The organism is Epilithonimonas zeae (genome assembly GCF_900141765.1).
Taxonomy (GTDB): Bacteria; Bacteroidota; Bacteroidia; order Flavobacteriales; family Weeksellaceae; genus Epilithonimonas; species Epilithonimonas zeae.
In genome coordinates this window covers 1,460,366-1,478,507 of sequence record NZ_FSRK01000001.1, presented here as the reverse complement: position 1 = coordinate 1,478,507, position 18,142 = coordinate 1,460,366, and the positions used below count along the sequence as shown (strand labels likewise).

19 protein-coding genes and 1 tRNA gene are annotated in these 18,142 nt (G+C 34.2%); 15 read left to right on the top strand and 5 right to left on the bottom strand.

Going from position 1 to position 18,142, the window contains the following annotated elements:
• Positions 1–2 precede the first annotated feature (2 nt).
• Both BUR19_RS06775 and BUR19_RS06770 read right to left on the bottom strand, forming a co-directional pair.
• The gene (locus BUR19_RS06775; protein ID WP_047439794.1) at positions 3–1,076 is read right to left on the bottom strand and encodes a DUF932 domain-containing protein; all 1,074 of its coding nucleotides are present in this window, start codon (positions 1,074–1,076) and stop codon (positions 3–5) included.
• 37 nt (positions 1,077–1,113) lie between these two features.
• Positions 1,114–1,515 (bottom strand): single-stranded DNA-binding protein, encoded by a 402-nt coding sequence (locus BUR19_RS06770; RefSeq protein ID WP_047440097.1) that lies wholly within the window; start codon positions 1,513–1,515, stop codon positions 1,114–1,116.
• 385 nt (positions 1,516–1,900) lie between these two features.
• On the opposite strand from BUR19_RS06770, the gene BUR19_RS06765 reads away from it, so the two are divergent.
• From BUR19_RS06765 to BUR19_RS06750, 4 genes are all read left to right on the top strand, one after another.
• Complete coding sequence (locus tag BUR19_RS06765; protein WP_052194235.1) at positions 1,901–2,575, top strand: DNA-processing protein DprA; 675 nt, start codon at positions 1,901–1,903, stop codon at positions 2,573–2,575.
• On the top strand, positions 2,565–3,173 hold the full coding sequence (locus BUR19_RS06760; RefSeq protein WP_083600664.1) for a phosphoribosyltransferase: 609 nt from the start codon (positions 2,565–2,567) through the stop codon (positions 3,171–3,173). Before BUR19_RS06765 ends, BUR19_RS06760 begins: the two co-directional genes overlap by 11 nt.
• A 276-nt stretch (positions 3,174–3,449) precedes the next feature.
• Complete coding sequence (locus tag BUR19_RS06755; protein ID WP_074234153.1) at positions 3,450–3,659, top strand: hypothetical protein; 210 nt, start codon at positions 3,450–3,452, stop codon at positions 3,657–3,659.
• A gap of 98 nt (positions 3,660–3,757) precedes the next feature.
• A complete protein-coding gene (locus BUR19_RS06750; protein WP_074234151.1) occupies positions 3,758–5,320 on the top strand; it encodes a recombinase family protein in 1,563 nt (520 codons plus the stop codon).
• Here the strand turns inward: BUR19_RS06750 and BUR19_RS06745 are convergent.
• Positions 5,286–5,359: transfer RNA gene (locus tag BUR19_RS06745), tRNA-Arg, on the bottom strand. The genes BUR19_RS06750 and BUR19_RS06745 overlap by 35 nt on opposite strands.
• 47 nt (positions 5,360–5,406) lie before the next feature.
• Between BUR19_RS06745 and BUR19_RS06740 the strand changes: the two genes are divergently transcribed.
• The 4 genes from BUR19_RS06740 (at position 5,407) to BUR19_RS06725 (ending at position 8,979) form a co-directional block, all read left to right on the top strand.
• On the top strand, positions 5,407–6,459 hold the full coding sequence (locus tag BUR19_RS06740) for an ABC transporter substrate-binding protein (RefSeq protein ID WP_074234149.1): 1,053 nt from the start codon (positions 5,407–5,409) through the stop codon (positions 6,457–6,459).
• The gene (locus BUR19_RS06735; protein WP_074234147.1) at positions 6,459–7,274 is read left to right on the top strand and encodes a CPBP family intramembrane glutamic endopeptidase; all 816 of its coding nucleotides are present in this window, start codon (positions 6,459–6,461) and stop codon (positions 7,272–7,274) included. The genes BUR19_RS06740 and BUR19_RS06735 overlap by 1 nt, the downstream gene beginning before the upstream one ends.
• A 148-nt stretch (positions 7,275–7,422) precedes the next feature.
• Complete coding sequence (rdgB, locus tag BUR19_RS06730) at positions 7,423–8,007, top strand: RdgB/HAM1 family non-canonical purine NTP pyrophosphatase (protein ID WP_074234145.1); 585 nt, start codon at positions 7,423–7,425, stop codon at positions 8,005–8,007.
• Between the two features lie 54 nt (positions 8,008–8,061).
• The gene (locus BUR19_RS06725) at positions 8,062–8,979 is read left to right on the top strand and encodes a ribonuclease Z (RefSeq protein WP_074234143.1); all 918 of its coding nucleotides are present in this window, start codon (positions 8,062–8,064) and stop codon (positions 8,977–8,979) included.
• Between the two features lie 91 nt (positions 8,980–9,070).
• Here the strand turns inward: BUR19_RS06725 and BUR19_RS06720 are convergent, their stop codons facing one another.
• The gene (locus tag BUR19_RS06720; RefSeq protein ID WP_074234141.1) at positions 9,071–9,364 is read right to left on the bottom strand and encodes a hypothetical protein; all 294 of its coding nucleotides are present in this window, start codon (positions 9,362–9,364) and stop codon (positions 9,071–9,073) included.
• 151 nt (positions 9,365–9,515) lie between these two features.
• Between BUR19_RS06720 and BUR19_RS06715 the strand changes: the two genes are divergently transcribed.
• Entirely contained in the window at positions 9,516–11,948 is a 2,433-nt protein-coding gene (locus BUR19_RS06715; RefSeq protein ID WP_074234139.1) for an alpha-ketoacid dehydrogenase subunit alpha/beta, read from the top strand.
• Between the two features lie 7 nt (positions 11,949–11,955).
• Here the strand turns inward: BUR19_RS06715 and BUR19_RS18780 are convergent, their stop codons facing one another.
• Entirely contained in the window at positions 11,956–12,210 is a 255-nt protein-coding gene (locus tag BUR19_RS18780) for a hypothetical protein (protein ID WP_139297278.1), read from the bottom strand.
• A gap of 198 nt (positions 12,211–12,408) precedes the next feature.
• Between BUR19_RS18780 and BUR19_RS06710 the strand changes: the two genes are divergently transcribed.
• The 6 genes from BUR19_RS06710 to BUR19_RS06685 all read left to right on the top strand — a co-directional run bounded on the left by BUR19_RS06710 (position 12,409) and on the right by BUR19_RS06685 (position 18,135).
• On the top strand, positions 12,409–12,909 hold the full coding sequence (locus tag BUR19_RS06710) for a GbsR/MarR family transcriptional regulator (protein ID WP_074234137.1): 501 nt from the start codon (positions 12,409–12,411) through the stop codon (positions 12,907–12,909).
• Between the two features lie 73 nt (positions 12,910–12,982).
• Complete coding sequence (locus tag BUR19_RS06705) at positions 12,983–13,402, top strand: hypothetical protein (RefSeq protein WP_074234135.1); 420 nt, start codon at positions 12,983–12,985, stop codon at positions 13,400–13,402.
• A 76-nt stretch (positions 13,403–13,478) separates the two neighbouring features.
• Positions 13,479–14,294, top strand: coding sequence for a DCC1-like thiol-disulfide oxidoreductase family protein (locus tag BUR19_RS06700; protein WP_074234133.1), 816 nt, complete (start codon positions 13,479–13,481; stop codon positions 14,292–14,294).
• Between the two features lie 23 nt (positions 14,295–14,317).
• The gene (locus tag BUR19_RS06695) at positions 14,318–15,208 is read left to right on the top strand and encodes a TIGR01777 family oxidoreductase (protein ID WP_074234131.1); all 891 of its coding nucleotides are present in this window, start codon (positions 14,318–14,320) and stop codon (positions 15,206–15,208) included.
• Between the two features lie 213 nt (positions 15,209–15,421).
• Complete coding sequence (locus tag BUR19_RS06690; RefSeq protein WP_074234129.1) at positions 15,422–15,946, top strand: RNA polymerase sigma factor; 525 nt, start codon at positions 15,422–15,424, stop codon at positions 15,944–15,946.
• A gap of 11 nt (positions 15,947–15,957) precedes the next feature.
• A complete protein-coding gene (locus BUR19_RS06685; protein WP_074234127.1) occupies positions 15,958–18,135 on the top strand; it encodes a VWA domain-containing protein in 2,178 nt (725 codons plus the stop codon).
• Positions 18,136–18,142 lie beyond the last annotated feature (7 nt).

The window sequence follows — 18,142 nt, the reverse complement described above, 5'->3', positions numbered from 1 at the left end:
GATTAATTAAGATTAAAAACGTCTTTGCCCTCTTTTGCGAATCCTGTACATAATTCAAATGCTTTTTGCGATTTGATTTGTGCAGTTCCACCCATAACAATAGATTGTAGTTTGGCTTCATCATCTTTGTAGGTCTTTACATTTTGGTAAAAACCAGTAACAGCGTTATAAGCACCGAACAAAGTCCCTTTGGTCGTTTCCATCTGTTGTGTATCGCTCATCATAGCATAGGCAAAAGCATCATCAACGGTATTTTTAAAGACAGTTGACAGTTCGTCAAAGTTTCCCTTTTGAAGATGATTTAAAGTTTCTTTGTTTGGGCAGAGCGCAAATTGAATTAACTTTTTCATTTCAGCGTCTCCGATGGTTATTTTTGACCAATAATTAAAAGTGTTTTCCAATTCATTGCTCAATTTGTTCGCTAATCCCATTACCTTATGAGCATCTTCCAACCGTTGTTTTGCTCCTGCGGTATGTCTGATTCGTACAACATTGCTCATGTTTTTTAGAGAGGCGTTTAAAGTGTTTTGGCAGACAATACGGATTGGGGTAAATGCGGCGGTAATACTTCCGCTTCCGTCGTGCGAGGTTGTTAAGAAAATATATTTTTCTGTAATATCATCACCGTTGCCGACACGTATATAATCGGGAAGTTTAGCCGTAATAAAAATTCTTTCGCCATTTCCTAAAGCTCCTGCGGTCTCGTATAAAATACCGTTTCCGCCGCCTACAATAGAGTCAAAAAAAGAAAAGGCTTCACGGTTTTGTACAATATGATAATCTTTTCCTACTACACCTAACACGGTGTTATTATCAGTACGGATATTGGCAAAGTAATTTGGAACTTCCAATTCAGAATCAATTATTTCAATTCCGTTGTCATTTTCTAAAATTCCTGAACCTTTGGTAAATAGGGGCGATTTCTCCACATCATAGTCAAGTCCTGCAAACTTAATTGCTTCCTCACTTGTGGGGTATTCATGCACAAGCTGTCCTAAGTTGTGCCATGCTTTTTCTTTAACAGTAAAAAATGAGTATTTCCCTGTTCTGTTGTTGAAATTTAATTGATGTGCCATGATAATAAATTTTAACTGTTAATAATTGTGATTGATTTTAGAATGGTAAATCATCGTCTTTGTCGTTTTCTGCCGATTTTGATTTTTCATTTTCTTCTTTGTTTTTGGGTGTTATACTATTACTATCCTTTTTACTACTGCTGTGCAGTTTAATCTTTGATGTAAGGAAATTCAGCCTTGCGTGTGCTTCTCCATCTTTGCCTATCCATGCAGAATTGTACGCTCTACCGTTTAATTCAACTAAAGCTCCTTTGGTAAGAATTTCAGCCACTTTCGGAGAAATCCAATAAGAGCAGTCGAAATAGGTCGTTTGTTCGATTTTTACACCTTGTTTGTTGCGATAATTGTCATTGGTAGCAATTGAGAAATTGACTACTTGTTTTTCATTGGACAGGGTGCGAACTTCCGCATCTCTTGTCAGTCTTCCGATAATGTTCATAACTGTTTGTTTAAGATTGTACATTTTGATTTGTTTTAAATCTCGTCTCCGACCTTTCTTACAAAGCCCTGTCGGCTTCGCTGAATATTTTTCAAAAGAAAAACCGGAAAAAAGAAAGCAGATATGAAGTGTTGACAAAGAAAAAAAGCCAAAAGGAAACGGAATAATTGGAGGGTACCTTAAGGGAGGAAACCGTTTATGCCGTAGTCTTTTGGTGGGAAAAGTTGACGGCTGGCAACAGTACCTTAGCTGCCTTTTTACCGGTTTATTATGGAAAATGTTTAATAAAACAACCGTTAATTAATCTATATTATTTACTACTATTACTTTGAAAATACACTGTAAATGCACTATATTTACAATGTTCATTCAAACCTTAATACTTATGCAGATCGGTTCTTTTAACGATTACTATGATAAGCTGACTACTATTGAGAAAAAAAACAGTCCCAAAGAAATATTTTATAAGGGGGACTTTTCTTTGTTGGAAAATGGTAGGAGAGTAGCAGTTGTTGGTTCTCGTAAGGTTTCAGATCTTGGCGTAAGAAGAGCTAGAAAGATTGCTAAATTATTAGTGCAAAATGATATAACTGTAGTAAGCGGTTTAGCTGAAGGTATTGATACTATAGCGCATAAAACGGCAATTGAAGCCCAAGGACAAACTATTGGTGTTATAGGAACACCTATTGATAAATATTTTCCGGCTGAGAACAAGCAATTACAGGATTTTATTGCTGAAAATCATTTGCTGATTTCTCAGTTTCCTGAAAATTATCCAGTAACTCCGAAAAGCTTTCCGATCAGAAATAGAACTATGGCATTGATAAGTGATGCAACAATCATTGTTGAGGCCAGTGAAAAAAGCGGTACAAAACATCAGGGATGGGAAGCTCTAAGATTGGGAAGGCAGCTTCTTATTATGGAAAATGTTCTCAATCAAAAAGTTTCATGGGCAGAAGAAATGCTAAGTTATGGTGCACAGGTTTTGACCAACGACAACTTTGAATTTCTAATTGAAAGCATTCCCTTTTTAACCACAAAAAAGGAGTATGTCTTTTGAGTTTCTTACCTTTCTGGCCTATTCTCCAAGGGGTAAGTCTGAGATTGAAATTAATTCAAGGACGGTTGCCGGTTCTTGTAAAAATGGAGATGTCAGCTTCAGTACAAGATTAAGTCAAAGAATAGAAGAAGCAGATTTATCAGAATATTTTGCGAACTCATCCTTAATCCCTGTTCCAAGAAGTACCCCTCTAGTAGAGGGAGCTGTTTTTCCGGCAAAAGTAATTTGTGAAACACTTGTCAAAAATGGATTAGGTGAAAGTGTTAGTGTTTGTGTTGATCGTGCATATGCCATTCCTAAATCAAGCGGGCAGTTTCATGCCGATACAAGAAATACAGTTCAAACTCATCAAGATAGCTTAATCATAAAACCTGTAATTATCACCGAACCAACGATTATCCTGGTTGATGATATTCTGACATTAGGTCGCACATCTATGGCTGTTGCTCTTGAGCTTCAGAAGATTTATCCGGATAAAGAGTTTAAAATTTTCTGTGCTATCAGAACAAGAGGCTGGAAGAATTTAGAAAACATTATAGATGTCAGCAGAGGCCATATGAGCCTTACAGCCAATGGTGGCGTTCAGTTACCGGATTAGGCTCATAGTACATATTATTTTAATTTGCAGGAAATTATTACCTCGAATACTGATAAACCCGCAATTGCTTTTTGTAGGTGAATATTCGTAGGTATTATGCCGATATCCGCCGCTTTGGTCATTAGTTATATTTATAAAGAAAAGGTAAGAAATTTTTTAATTTAAAATAGAGTTGTAATCAACAGCCAAAAAAGGACTTTTACGACAATAGCTTGATCGATAATATGCTACCCATTTAAATTACAATGTTTGAGAACAATCTTCAATCACATTGTTATGAAGAAAGCTAAATCAAAAAATGAATCCCAGCAACCTGAAGATAAATATATTCCTTCAATACCTTTAAAAAAAATTCCTTCTGAAAAGGCGCTACAGATATTAAGGAAAGCAGGTCATGATGTAAATGAAGAACAGTCAGAAGAGATTATGGAATTTCTATACACAATAGTAAAACTTACTTTAAAAGAATTTTTTACATCTGATTGATAATTTGTACCTTAGCAGTATATCTGAAAGATGAATTTCTACTGCATCAGTTTCTTTGATGCGAATCTAAAACTAAATTTTAACGAAATACTACAACTATGGTTATTGCAGATCTGTATATAAGAGTATCTACCGATGAACAGGCTGAAAAAGGTTATTCACAAAGAGATCAGGATGAAAGATTAAGAAAATATTGTGCTAATAACAATATAGCTATCAACAGAGTGATTTTTGAAGATCATTCAGCAAAAAGTTTTAATCGCCCTGAGTGGAAAAAATATCTTCTTGAAATAAGAAAGAAAAGCCATAAAAGTAACTTAGTCCTATTTACCAAGTGGGACAGATTCAGTCGTAATACGGCAGATGCTTATCAAATGATAAGTTTACTGCATAAAAATCACATTATCCCTCAATCTATTGAACAGCCATTGGATATGTCTGTCCCTGAAAACAAACTTATGCTTGCGATTTATCTCTCCACTCCGGAGGTAGAAAATGACAGAAGGGCACTCAACACTTTTCACGGTATGCGGAGAGCAAAAAAAGAAGGCAGGCTAATGGGAATTGCTCCCTATGGATATATCAACAGAAGCCATGAAGATGGTAAAAAGTATATTGCCATCAAAGAGCCGGAAGGATCTAATATAGCTTGGGCATTTAACGAGGTTGCAAAAGGACATATTCCGGCTGATCATGTCAGATTGCAGATGAATAAAAGGGAGGGTGCTTCAATGTCAAGAAGTGCGTTTGCAAAAGCTATGAGAAATCCGGTTTATTGTGGTAAAATATATATTGAGGATTATAAACAGGAGGAGGCATATTACAGTGATGGAAAACATGAGCCACTAATTAGCGAAAGACTGTTTAATCAGGTGCAGCAGATTATGGACAAAAAAAGGAAGATAGAAGGGCCAGGCGGAAGAGTATTAGGGAACGAACGTTTTCCATTACGTGGACTTTTACGTTGTCCAAGATGTGGTAAAAATCTTACGGCAAGTGGGGCTAAAGGAAAGTCTAAAACTTATTACTATTATCATTGCCATTATAAATGCGGATTTCGTTTTGATTCAGATCGATTGAACAAGCTATTTGAATTGGAAATTTCGAAATTAGAATACAATCCTATCATCAAAGATTTGATGAAAGAAATCCTTTTAGATAACTACAAACAGTTCACCTTTGATATAGATGCAAAAAGGAAGTCTATATCAAAAGAGATCAATGAGCTTAATGAGAAAGTTGCTAATGCAAGAGATAAATATCTTGCAGATAAATTAGATGAAGAAGATTACAAAGAGGTGAAAAAAATAACAAAAGAACAGATTGAACATTTGGAACAAGAGATTCAACATATTGTTTCAGAAAGCAAAGAACTTGATATAAAAACAAAAATAGAAAATGCTCTCGACTCAATGGAAAACCTCGCAAACCTTTATCAGCAGGGCGATTTGCAGACAAAAAGAACGATAGGGTGTTTGATATTTCCTCAAAAAGTCGAATTTGACGGAAAAAGTTTTCAAACACCTAAAATGAATATTGTGGCTCAATGTATCTATCAGTATAACAACAAATTAGGAAATAAAAAAAACCGACATAAGAGAAAAAAATCTACAAATGTCGGTCTTGTGACCTCGACAGGATTCAAACCTGTAACCTTCTGAGCCGTAATCAGATGCGCTATTCAGTTGCGCCACGAGGCCTTGTTTAAAGGTTTGCAAATATAGTACTTTTTTGCTTTCTTTGGAAGATGAAACGCATTTTTTTACTTTTAATTTTCTTTATTCTTACAGTTTCCTGTAAAAAAGAAATTCCAAAATTAGATTCTGAAAATATAACTATCTCGGAAAGAGTTAATTATTCGGATGATTCAAAAAAATTGATTATTAATTCAGGCAAATTTAAAAATGTCATTTCAAAAGAAAAATTACCGTTTCAGAAAGCAATGTTACTCAATTCAAGCTTGATTGGTTACTTTTCTGAACTCAATTTGGAAAATAAAATCACAGGAGTTTCCAGTCCGGAGTATATTTTCTCAGAAAAAATTCATCAGTTAATTAATCAGAATCAAATTCTCAACATCGGAAATGAGCAGAAGTACGATATAGAGAAAATCCTTTCCAATAAACCGGACGTTATTTTTACCAATTACGTTCCCAATTTTGCCAATACTTATGACATTTTAAAGAAAAACGGAATCGAATTGATCTTCTTAGATGAATTCTTAGAACAAAAACCTTTAGAAAAATCAAAATATCTTTTATTATTTGGAAGACTATTTGGAGCAGAAGAACAGGCTGAAAAAGTATTCAAGAATATAGAAAACAATTACAAAAAAATTCAGGACTTAGCTTCTAAAACCTCAAACAAACCAAATATTCTTTGCAACGAGATGTATGGAAGCCAGTGGTTTTTGCCTGGCGGAAATTCTTTTGTTGCAAGATTAATCAATGATGCTGGCGGAAATTATATTCTGAAAAACAACAAAGAATCTTCTTCCGTTCCGTTAAGCTTTGAAGAAGTTTTCGTTAAATCAGAGAATGTTAATTACTGGATTAACATCAGTCCGCATCAGAACAAAAAAGAATTATTGACTCTGAATCCAAATTACAGCAAAATGAAAGTCTTCAATTCTGGTAAATTATATATGATAAACAACAGAGAAAAAGATGGTTCGAATGATTATTTCGAAAGTGGAGTGGTAAGATGCGATTTGGTTTTGAGAGATTATTTCAAGATATTTCATCCGGAAGATGTAACTTTCAAAGCAGAACCTTTAGTTTATATGAAAGAGCTCAAATAATGAAAGAACAGAATTACAAAGTCGATTTTTTTGTAGGGATTTTATTGGTTGTAGGGCTGTTTATCGGTCAGTCGTTGATGTACGCAATAGGATTAGGATTGTCTGCGTTATTTGATCAGGACATTAGTGATACTGGGATTTTCAATATTTTGATGTATACAGCAACAATGATAGTTCCTATTCTCTTTTTCGATTTTTTTATCGTAAGAAAAGATGGTAGCAAACTCAATTTCGATTTCTCCACCAAACCATTTCGTGTTTATCTATTGATATTTCCAATGATGTTCGGGATGATGCTAGTTGCAGACTACACCACGCAATTGATTCCCACAACAGGCGATTTGCTCGGCGAGATTTACAAAATGTATTCAGAACAATTTGCAAAACTCACTAGAGAACCAGTTTCGTTACTTATAATGACCGTCATCCTTGCACCAATTCTGGAAGAAATCCTTTTCCGAGGCATCATTATGAAAGGAATGCTGAACAACAAAGTCAAACCAGTCACGGCAATTATCGTTTCGGCGTTCATTTTCGGCGTCGTCCATTTCAATCCATGGCAGTTTGCGGGCGCAATGTTGCTCGGTTTGGTATTAGGTTTGGTGTACTACAAAACCAAGTCACTGCTGATGCCAATTTTGCTTCACGCATTCAACAATTTGGTGTCGGCGATGATGATGTTATACTCAGATTCAGAAACTTTTTCTGATTTGTTTAAAATTAAACCCGAAGTATTATTAGCAGCAGGATTAGTGATTTTTATAATACCATTTTATTTTTTCGCAATCCACAAGAATATTATTTATAAAGATTAAATTTATGGCAGCTTAATCCGTCTTCCGCTCCCAATCTTTTTACTCCACTTCGTTGCGTAAAAAGGATTTCCGCTCAAGCCGGGCTGCACAAGATTCACGTTTTAATTTAGAAGTTAATTATCATTTATCAACCATCAATTATATATAAATGGAGATTTTAGTAGCAACACATAATTTGCATAAAAAAGAAGAGATACAGCAGATTTTGGGAACAGATTATGTCGTGACAAGTTTGTCAGACTACGATTTGAATGAAGAAATCATAGAAGACGGAAATACGTTTGCTGAAAATGCATTAATCAAAGCCAAATATTGCTTTGAACAAACCGGAAAACCAAGTGTTGGCGATGACAGCGGATTAGTTGTAGAAGCTCTTGATGGAAGGCCGGGGATTTTCTCAGCACGTTATGCAGGTAATCACAATTTCAAAAAAAATATCGAAAAAGTTCTGGAAGAGATGAAAGACGAACCAAATAGAAGAGCGTATTTCATCACAATGTTGTGTTTCAAAGATCAGGATGGCGAACATTATTTCGAAGGTCGAGTTTATGGTAATTTGACCAAAGAAGTTTTCGGAGCAGAAGGGTTTGGCTATGATCCAATCTTCGTTCCGGACGATTACAATATGACGTTTGCCGAAATGTTACCTGAAGAAAAAAACAAAATCAGCCACAGAAGTGAAGCTTTGAAATTATTTCTAGATTTTCTCAATTCCAGAGGGGGTGTTTTGTAGTTTTTGTGATGTTTTTGTATATTTACCCAGTTATTTTCAATACCCTTCAGAAAATTGAGCACATATCTTACCATTTTAGGATTCAATTCAGCAATTCCAACTATCAATTCTTCACCGACTTCTCAGTTTTTGGAAATGGAGGAACGTCATTTCTTAATCGATTGTGGCGAAGGAACCCAGGTGCAGATGCGTAAGGCAAAAGTTCGTTTTTCGAAAATTAACCATATTTTCATTTCCCATCTTCACGGCGACCATTGTTTTGGTTTGCCTGGATTGGTAGCATCTTTTCGACTTTTAGGAAGAAAAACTCCACTGAATATCTACGGTCCAAAAGGCATTAAGAAAATGATGGATACGATTTTTGAAATTACAGAAACTTACAAAGGTTTTGAAGTCATTTATCACGAGCTGGAAGGTAAAGAATCCGTCAAAATCTATGAAGACAAAAGGGTAGAAGTTTACACCATTCCACTGAATCACAGAATCTATTGCAATGGCTATCTTTTCAAAGAAAAACCAAAAGAGCGTCATCTCAATATGAAAGAGATTTCCAAACACAAGGAAATCGAAATCTGTGATTTTCAGAATTTACGTCTAGGAAAAGATTTTGTTTCAGAAGACGGAGAAGTTATCAAAAATGATTTATTGACGACTGACCCGAAACCATCGGTTTCTTATGCTTTCTGTAGTGATACCAAATACAAAGAAGACATTATCCCAATCATAGAAAATGTAGATGTTCTCTACCACGAATCTACTTTTCTCCACGTCTTGAAAGAAATGGCAGATTATACTGGTCATTCCACCGCTTTGGAAGCAGCAACTATCGCCAAAAAAGCGCAAGTAGGAAAATTGATTTTAGGTCACTTTTCCAACCGTTACAGCGACTTAAGTGTAATGACAGATGAAGCCAGACAAATCTTTCCAAACTCTTTTTTACCAAAAGCTTTGGAAACAATTAAGATTGGATAGCTCAATTTGATAATAAGATAATTGATAATAATTTCTTTTATTTGAATTATTAATAATTTTCAGACTTTATTTTTAATTCTGAATATTGTTTTTAAACAACATCTATACTTACAATACAAATTGCAAGAATTATACACAGCAATGCTACAAAGAAAAGTCCATCAGCAAAATTTTCCAATTTTACAGAAACTTTTTCTTTCTCAGATTTGATAGCGAGAAATGATAAAGCGCAACTCAAAGCCAAACAGAAAATAGCTACAACAGCAAACTCGTCCAGATAGGAATAGTGGTTAAATTTGGAGATTTTCAAAGAAGTAATAATAACTAGACAAAATCCTAACAGATTAGTTGAAGCATTCAGAATATGAGGCGCGGTTTTCTTCATCGTATATATTTTGTTTTAAAATTATTAAAATATTGTGCAATCTTCTTCATATTTATAATAGTTTATGGAAGCTTAAAAATTTCTTTAATCTAAAAATATGATTTTCACAAAAATTAGCCAAAAAATTTTATATTTGTCAAAACTCTTTGATATGCAATCAACTTATATAGAAACTCAGCAAATCTCTTTTCAGGACTTCAAAAGCAGTATTCTGAATGATTATCGACTTGGAAGAATTTCCCGCGAGATGTCATATTTAGGAAGACGAGAAGTTCTTACCGGGAAAGCAAAATTTGGGATTTTTGGAGATGGTAAAGAATTGCCACAGTTGGCGATGGCAAAAGTTTTCAGAAACGGGGATTTCCGCTCTGGTTATTACAGAGATCAGACTTTCGCCTTGGCAATTGATGCAGTTTCTGTTGAAAGTTTCTTCGCGCAGTTATACGCTGATACAAGCGTAGAAAGAGAGCCTGCTTCAGCAGGTCGTCAAATGAACGGCCATTATGCAACAAGAAGTTTGAATGCTGATGGAAGCTGGAAAAATTTAATGGCTCAGAAAAATATTTCGTCTGATATTTCTCCAACAGCCGGACAAATGCCAAGATTATTAGGTCTAGCACAAGCTTCTAAAGTTTATAAATCAGTTAAATTTGATGGTTCTGAGAAATTTTCAAAAGATGGAAACGAAGTGGCGTTTGGAACAATCGGAGATGCTTCTACAGCTGAAGGTCATTTCTGGGAAACACTAAATGCAGCTTGTGCTTTGCAAGTTCCAATGATTGTTTCGATTTGGGATGATGGTTACGGCATTTCTGTTCCGACACAGAATCAAAGAGCAAAAGCTGATATTTCTGAAATGCTTTCCGGTTTCCAAAGAAACGAAGGCGAAAATCAAGGTTGTGAAATTATCCAAGTGAAAGCTTGGGATTATCCGGCATTGATGGAAGCTTATGCGAAAGCAGAACATTTTGCAAGATATGAAAGTGTTCCTGTTGTAATCCACGTTACGGAAGTAACTCAACCACAGGGGCATTCAACTTCTGGTTCACACGAACGTTACAAATCTGAAGACAGATTAAGCTGGGAAGCAGAATTTGATGGATTGATTAAATTCAGAGAATGGATTCTGGATTACAGCATCGAAATTGAAGGAAATGAGGAAGTTTTAGCTACGACTGAAGAATTAGATTCAATTGATTCTGAAGCTAAGAAATTGGTTAAAGATGGACAGAAAAAAGCTTGGGAATCTTATCAGAAAACAATTTCCGATCTTAAATCCGAAGTTTTACCTCTTGTAGAATCAATCAAAAATCAAAACTCAGAAATTGTAAATCTAATCGAGACTTTCAATAAAATCATCTCTGTAAGTAAGAAAGATGTTTTTCAATTGGTTAGAAAGACTTTATTGTTGACAAGGAGTCAAAATTCATCTGAAAGAAATGCATTGAAATCCAAATATGAAGAGCTATTAAAAATCGAAAAAGATAATTATTCTTCTCATTTATATTCGGAATCTGAGTGGAAAGCCACTAATATAAAAGAAATTAAACCAATATTTTCTGATTTTTCTGAAGAAGTTGATGGTAGAGTAGTTGTAAGGAATAACTTTGATAAAATCTTTGAAAAATATCCTCAATCCTTAGTTTTTGGAGAAGATGCTGGAAATATTGGCGATGTTAACCAAGGTTTGGAAGGACTTCAGGAAAAATATGGCGATGTAAGAATTGCTGATACAGGAATCCGGGAAGCCACAATCTTAGGTCAGGGGATTGGGATGGCAATGCGTGGTTTAAGACCAATTGCTGAAATCCAATATCTTGATTATATTTTGTATTGTCTACAGGGAATGAGCGATGATTTGGCAACAGTTCAATATAGAACGAAAGGAGGTCAAAAAGCACCGGTTATTATTAGAACGAGAGGTCACAGACTGGAAGGTGTTTGGCATTCTGGTTCACCAATGGCAGGGATTCTGAATCTTTCTAAAGGTATCAATATCCTAGTTCCGAGAAGCTTAACAAAGGCTGCTGGATTCTATAATACAATGCTCCAAAGTGACGAGCCAGCTGTGATTGTAGAATGTCTGAACGGTTACAGATTGAAAGAAAAACAGCCGGATAACTTAGGTGAATTTACTGTGCCAGTTGGAAAAATTGAAGTTACGAAAGAAGGTTCTGATGTAACTTTGGTAACTTATGGTTCTACTTGGAGAGTTGTGACTGAGGCTGCAAATGAATTAGAAAAATTGGGAATTTCTGCAGAAGTAATTGATATTCAGTCTTTAATTCCATTTGATTTATCTCGAGAAATTGCTGAGAGTGTTAAGAAAACAAACCGGTTAGTTGTGATTGATGAAGATGTTGAAGGGGGAACTTCGGCGTTTATTCTTCAGCAAATTCTGGAGAAGCAAAAGGCTTTCAGATATTTGGATTCGGATCCGTTGACGATTTCGGCCGAGAATCACCGACCAGCTTATGCAAGTGATGGAGATTACTTCAGTAAGCCTTCCGCAGATGATATTGTAGAAAAAGTGTATCAATTATTCAATGAATTGAATCCTACAAAGTATCCAGGAATTTACTAATTACTAATTAAAATAAACCAAATAAACCTTTTGAAGATTCTATTTTCAGAAGGTTATTTTTTTGTAAATCTTCCACAAAGCAATCTTCATTATTGTGACGAATATTGATCTTCTCAAAAGTTGATTTTCTGTAGGCATAACCTTCCATAAAGTCTTTGTTGTCATTCCATTGCTGAAGATCCATTTTCCTCATCCATCGTACAAAATGTGAATGAGAATCAGCATTGAAACTTTTATTTCTTTTTAACAAAGTGTACTTCATTAGGTTAAAATTATTAAACAAATGTAATGAATCTGATTTATTTTTATTATTAATTTAAAATTAATTTTATTAATTATTGAATAACTAAAGAATGCTACATCTGACGGTATTAAATAAAACATTATTTTATTTTCAATAATTTTTGAAAATTCAAAAATATTAATTACATTTGTACAAGAATTTAATCTTCAATTTAAAATGAAACTAGACGAAGCCAAAGAAAAATACATCCAAACCTGGGGAACTTTTGCCACAAGTTGGGGAATCAACAGAACAATGGCGCAGGTTCACGCTTTGCTTTTGGCAGAAGGAAAACCTTTGTCTACAGATGAAGTGATGGAAAAATTGGAAATTTCCCGGGGGAATGCCAATATGAATCTTAGGAATCTGATGGATTGGGGAATTGTAAAAAAAGAATTGGTAAAAGGAGATAGAAAGGAATATTTCTTTGCAGAAAAAGATGTCTGGTTTCTGTTCAAACAGATTACAAAAGAGCGAAGAAAAAGAGAAATAGAGCCAGTTGTAGCTTTTCTTGAGGAACTAAAAAATGTAGAAGATGATTCCGAAGAAGCAAAAGAATTTATCAAACTGATGGAAGATTTTGGGAATGTAACTAACAAAATCAACAATATAATGGACTTAGCCATAAAAAGCGATGACCATTGGCTTGTTGGAAAGATTACCAACTTATTGAAATAGAAAGGAAATCAATTTCCTTTTTTATTTCGATTTAATTTTCAAAAATTACTGAAAATATAAAAATTACAATACTATGAAAACTTATTTAAAATATGATTCAGAACTTCAAGGAATTCTAATCGCTTCATTTTTAATTTCTTTTATTCTGATAAATTTTCTTGATGGTGATTTTGCTATGAAGTTAATAATTTTCGAATTTTTCATGATTGCAATTGTTCAATACACAAATAACTTAATCAAATTTTTCTCTAAAATTTACATCAGAACAGATTCGCGATATGTATATATTTTTCTTTCAAGTTATGTGGTAATAGGCTTTATTATTTGGGCATTATCTTCAATTTTCGATATTAATAAAGGAAGCATATCACTCAAAAATATTTTTGAATTAATGGCTATTTCTTGGTTGATTTTGTCTCCAATACTCATCATTCAATCGTTAGTCATTAGTTATTCGGATAAAAAAGAAAACTATGAAAAACCTGCTATTTAAAATCTTTATGAAGATTCTTTTCAGAACAAAACGAAGAACAAAAGGCGATTTTCTTAACCTTTAAAAACCAAACACAATGAAAACTTTACAAAACCACATTCTCATCTACGACAAAGATTGTCCAATGTGTAACATCTATTCCAAAGGCTTTATCAAAGCCGGAATGCTTGATGAAAACGGAAGGGAAGCCTTCTCAGAGATTTCTCCCGAAACAAAAAACAAGATTGATTTTCATCGTTCAAAAAACGAAATTGCTTTGATTGATACGAAGAATAATAAAGTAATTTACGGATTAGAAAGTCTGCTCACAATCATTGGTAATTCTTTTCCGTCGTTGGAAAAAATCGCGAGAATCAAACCTTTTCATTGGTTTTTCCAGAGACTTTACAAATTCGTTTCTTACAACAGAAAACAAATCATTTCTTCAGTAAAAGATTTGACTGAGGACAACTGCGTTCCTGATTTCAACTTGAAATACAGAATTTTTTATCTTGGATTTGTTTTAATGTTTTCCGCCTATGTTTTAGGATTTTTTAATCAACGATTGTTTCCGGATTTCAAAAATAATTTTGGGTTAGAATTTTTTATTTGCTGTATGCAAATCGTTTGGCAAGGAACATTTATGGGAATTTATCTCAAACACAGAATCTGGGATTATCTGGGAAATATGATGACGGTTTCCTTACTTGGAACACTGCTTTTGATTCCTGCTTTGTTCTTCGATTTTAACCAAATATTCTATTTTATTTACTTTGCGATTGTAGTGTTCATAATGTTTTTGGAACATTTGAGACGATGCAGAATTCTGAAATTCGGGATAATTCCAACCGTTTCCTGGATGTTGTTCAGAATCACTTTCGGAGCTGTTCTTCTCTATATTGTTTTAAACTAATTCCTAATTTAAATTTTATCACAATGAAAATAATCATCGCAGCAGGAACAGGTTTCCTTGGAAGAAATCTCGAAAAATATTACCTCAATAAAAACTACGAAGTCAAAATATTGACAAGAAATCCGAAACGCAAAAATGAAATTTTCTGGGATGCTAAAACAATCGGAACGTGGAAAAACGAATTGGAATACGCAGATGTCCTTATCAATCTTACAGGAAAATCCGTTGACTGCAGATACAACGAAAAGAACAAAAAAGAAATCTACGATTCTAGAATCAACTCAACAAGAGTTCTGCAAAAAGCAATTGATGAAAGTCAAAATCCACCAAAAATCTGGCTGAACGCCAGTTCTGCGACAATTTATGTTCATTCAGAAATACATCTTAACACAGAAAGCAATGGAATCATCGGCGATGATTTCTCAATGAATATCTGTAAATCTTGGGAAAAAGAATTCTTCAAACTAAAAAACCCAAATATTAGAAAAGTTGCGCTCAGAACGTCAATTGTTCTTGGGAAAAATGGCGGTGCTTTTCCGAAATTTAAACAGATCACAAATTTAGGTTTAGGTGGCAAACAGGGTAGAGGAAACCAATTGATGAGCTGGATTCATATCGATGATTTTTGTGAAGCCGTAAACTTCATCATTGAAAATGAAAACCTTAAAGGTGCAATCAATATTACTGCTCCAAAACCATTGACCAATGAAGAAATGATGAAACGACTTAGGGATAAATTCAAGTTTCCTTTCGGAATTTCAAGTCCGGTTTGGTTATTGGAAATCGCTTCAATCTTCATCAGAACAGAAACAGAATTGATGTTGAAAAGTCGAAATGTTTATCCTGAGATTTTATTGCAAAATGATTTCAAATTTCGATATGATACTTTTGAAAAAGCCTTAGAAAAATTGTAATTTGATTTAATAAAAAAAAACTTCGACTTCGCTCAGTGTGACAATTCTAATACTAAACGTAATGTCAGTCTGAGCGGAGTCGAAGACTTTTTAGTAGGGGAATGAAATTAATTTCAAAACTTTGAAAGCCAACTTTCAAAGTTTTTTCATACATTTTCAAAATAATTCCAACCTTTTTTAAACTATTGCATCTTTCCTTATAAAAGCCAATGTATGGAACACGACATTTACATAAGATGCAGAAATAAAGACCGCAACGCACAGCGGAAACTTTATGAAGAATATGCAGGCAGATTCTTTGCGACCTGCAGACGTTACCTGAAAAACGACGAAGATGCGGAAGAAGTTTTGGCTGATTCTTTCTATATTATTTTCACAAAACTGGAACAACTCAAAGATTTTCAGGTTTTCGATGCTTGGGCAAAGAAAATTGTAGTGAATCAGTGTCTTCAGAAGCTTCGCAAGAAACAGCCCTTTTCGATTTCTATTGAAGAAAATTTTGTGGATTTACCAGATTCCGAGCCGGAAAATGTTGTGGAAGAAAAAGGAATTTTGTCACTTCTTAATTTCCTTCCAGAAGGCTGTCGCACGATTTTCAATCTGTTTGCGATGGAAGGTTATCCGCACAAAGAAATTGCTCAGATGCTTTCCATCTCGGAAGGGACTTCCAAATCTCAGGTGAATTTTGCCCGCAAAAAATTGCAAGAGCTTGTGAAACTTCAAACAATTAATTCTTAAAGTTTAAAAAAATGGAAAATCAAGATATCGATAAAATGTTCAACGATGCTGGGAAATCTGCAGAAGAAAATCCAACATTTCCTTCTTTTGAAAAAGTTTGGGAAAAAGTTGAAGAGAAATTAGATAAAAAAGAAAATAAGAAAAGAATCATTCCACTTTGGTTGCCATATGGAATGGTTGCTGGATTGGCTTTGACGTTTGGCGTTTTGTATTTTATGAAAGATGATAAAGTCAAGATTGAGCCTCAGATTGCTTCAAACGATTACGGAACACCAATCAATCCCAATCCGATAGAAAGTCCTAAAAAAGTAGAAGAAATCAATAAGATTTTTGAAGAGAATTTGGCTAAAAATCCAATAAAACCAGCTGAAGCAAAAGATATTATTGCTTTTCATGAAGCTCCAATGGATGTTGTTTCTCCCCCAATGATATATACTTCTCCAGTTACAGATGCAATTGCGCCTACAGTTCGTTACGACGTTAATGAAGTGAAAGATGAAGTTATAATAAATCCTTCGCCTCAATCTAATTATGTATATACTGAAAAAACAAAGGAAATAGAACCAGTAGTTGTAACTGCAATGGGAATCAAAAGAGAATCAGCGAAGGCAGCATATTCTACATCCACAATAAGTTCAACATTAATGGGTAAAGTATCTGGTGTTAAAGTTTCCCCTAGCTTAGGAACATCAGGAACTTCTTCAAAAATTACTTTAAGAGGAATAGCTTCTTTAAAACATAATGATGAAAGCAAAAATATTGAAGAAGTTGTGGTCGTTGGTCGTAAAAGAACACTTTGGCAGAAATTATTTTCAAAAACACAAAAAGAAACTCTAATTACAGAAATCGAAACTGATTTACCAGACGCTGGAAAACTAACAGCTGGCGAAGTGAACGATTTTTCCAAATGGAATTATTGGCAGGATATTGCAGTCCCAATTCTTGACCAATATAAAAATACCTGGAAATTTTTTCCTGACAAAAGAGTTTCTGTACAATTAGTTAATTTTGATAACAATCCAATTATCGGAAAGAAATTAAAATTAATCGATGATAAAAAAGAAGTGGTTTGGGAAAGCGTGACAGATAATCGTGGAAATGCAGAATTGTGGATTTCTTCATTAATAGATCAAAAATTAAATTCGCAACAATATTCTATTATTGATGAAGACGGAAATATTTTGTCAAATAATCCAAAAGAATTCCGAACCGGGCAGAATTTGATCAAGATCAATGAAAGTTGCATAGGAAAAAGACCTTTGGATTTGGTTTTTGTGGTCGATGCAACGGGTTCTATGGGCGACGAAATCAATTACCTGAAATCTGAATTATTGGATGTCTTGAAAAAAGTAGAATCCAATTTGACTCAAACTAATGTAAGATATGGTTCTGTTTTTTACAGAGATAATGGTGATGAGTACGTGACTAGAAAATTTGATTTTTCTAACAATTCAGAAAATCTTATAAATTTCATCAAAAAACAAGATGCAAAAGGTGGAGGTGATACACCGGAAGCAGTTGTAGAAGCTTTAGATTCATCAATTGATGAATTAGCTTGGAGTAATGAAAATTCCACGAAAATAATGTTTCTTCTTCTGGATGCGCCACCACATTTGTCCGATGAAAATATTGAAAGACTTCATCAAAAAATAAAACTAGCTTCCAAAAAAGGAATTACTATTATTCCAATTGCAGCAAGCGACACCGATAAACAAACGGAATATTTGATGCGGACATTTGCATTGTTGACAAACGGAACTTATACCTTTTTGACTAATGACAGCGGAATTGGCAACAATCACATCAAACCAACTGCAAGCGAATATGAAGTTGAAAAATTGAATGATTTGTTATTGAGGTTAATTCTTCAACGCTCAACAGTTCCTGATTGTAAAAATGGTGTTACGAAAGAGTATATTAATAAAAAACTGGAAGTAGAAAGTTTGGATAAGAAGGGTTTTTCGACCAAAATCTATCCGAATCCGACAAAAGGTGTTTTCAAAATTGATGCAAACCGAGATATCGAAGAATTTGTTCTATATGATTATACAGGCAAGATATTATTAAGGAAAAATAATTTTGGCAAAGGCTCTAATTCATTTGACATTTCAGAGTATCCTCAAAGTGTTTATCTTGTACGATTGAAATATGGAACAGAATCAGAAACATTCAAATTGATTAAGAACTAAACTAAAA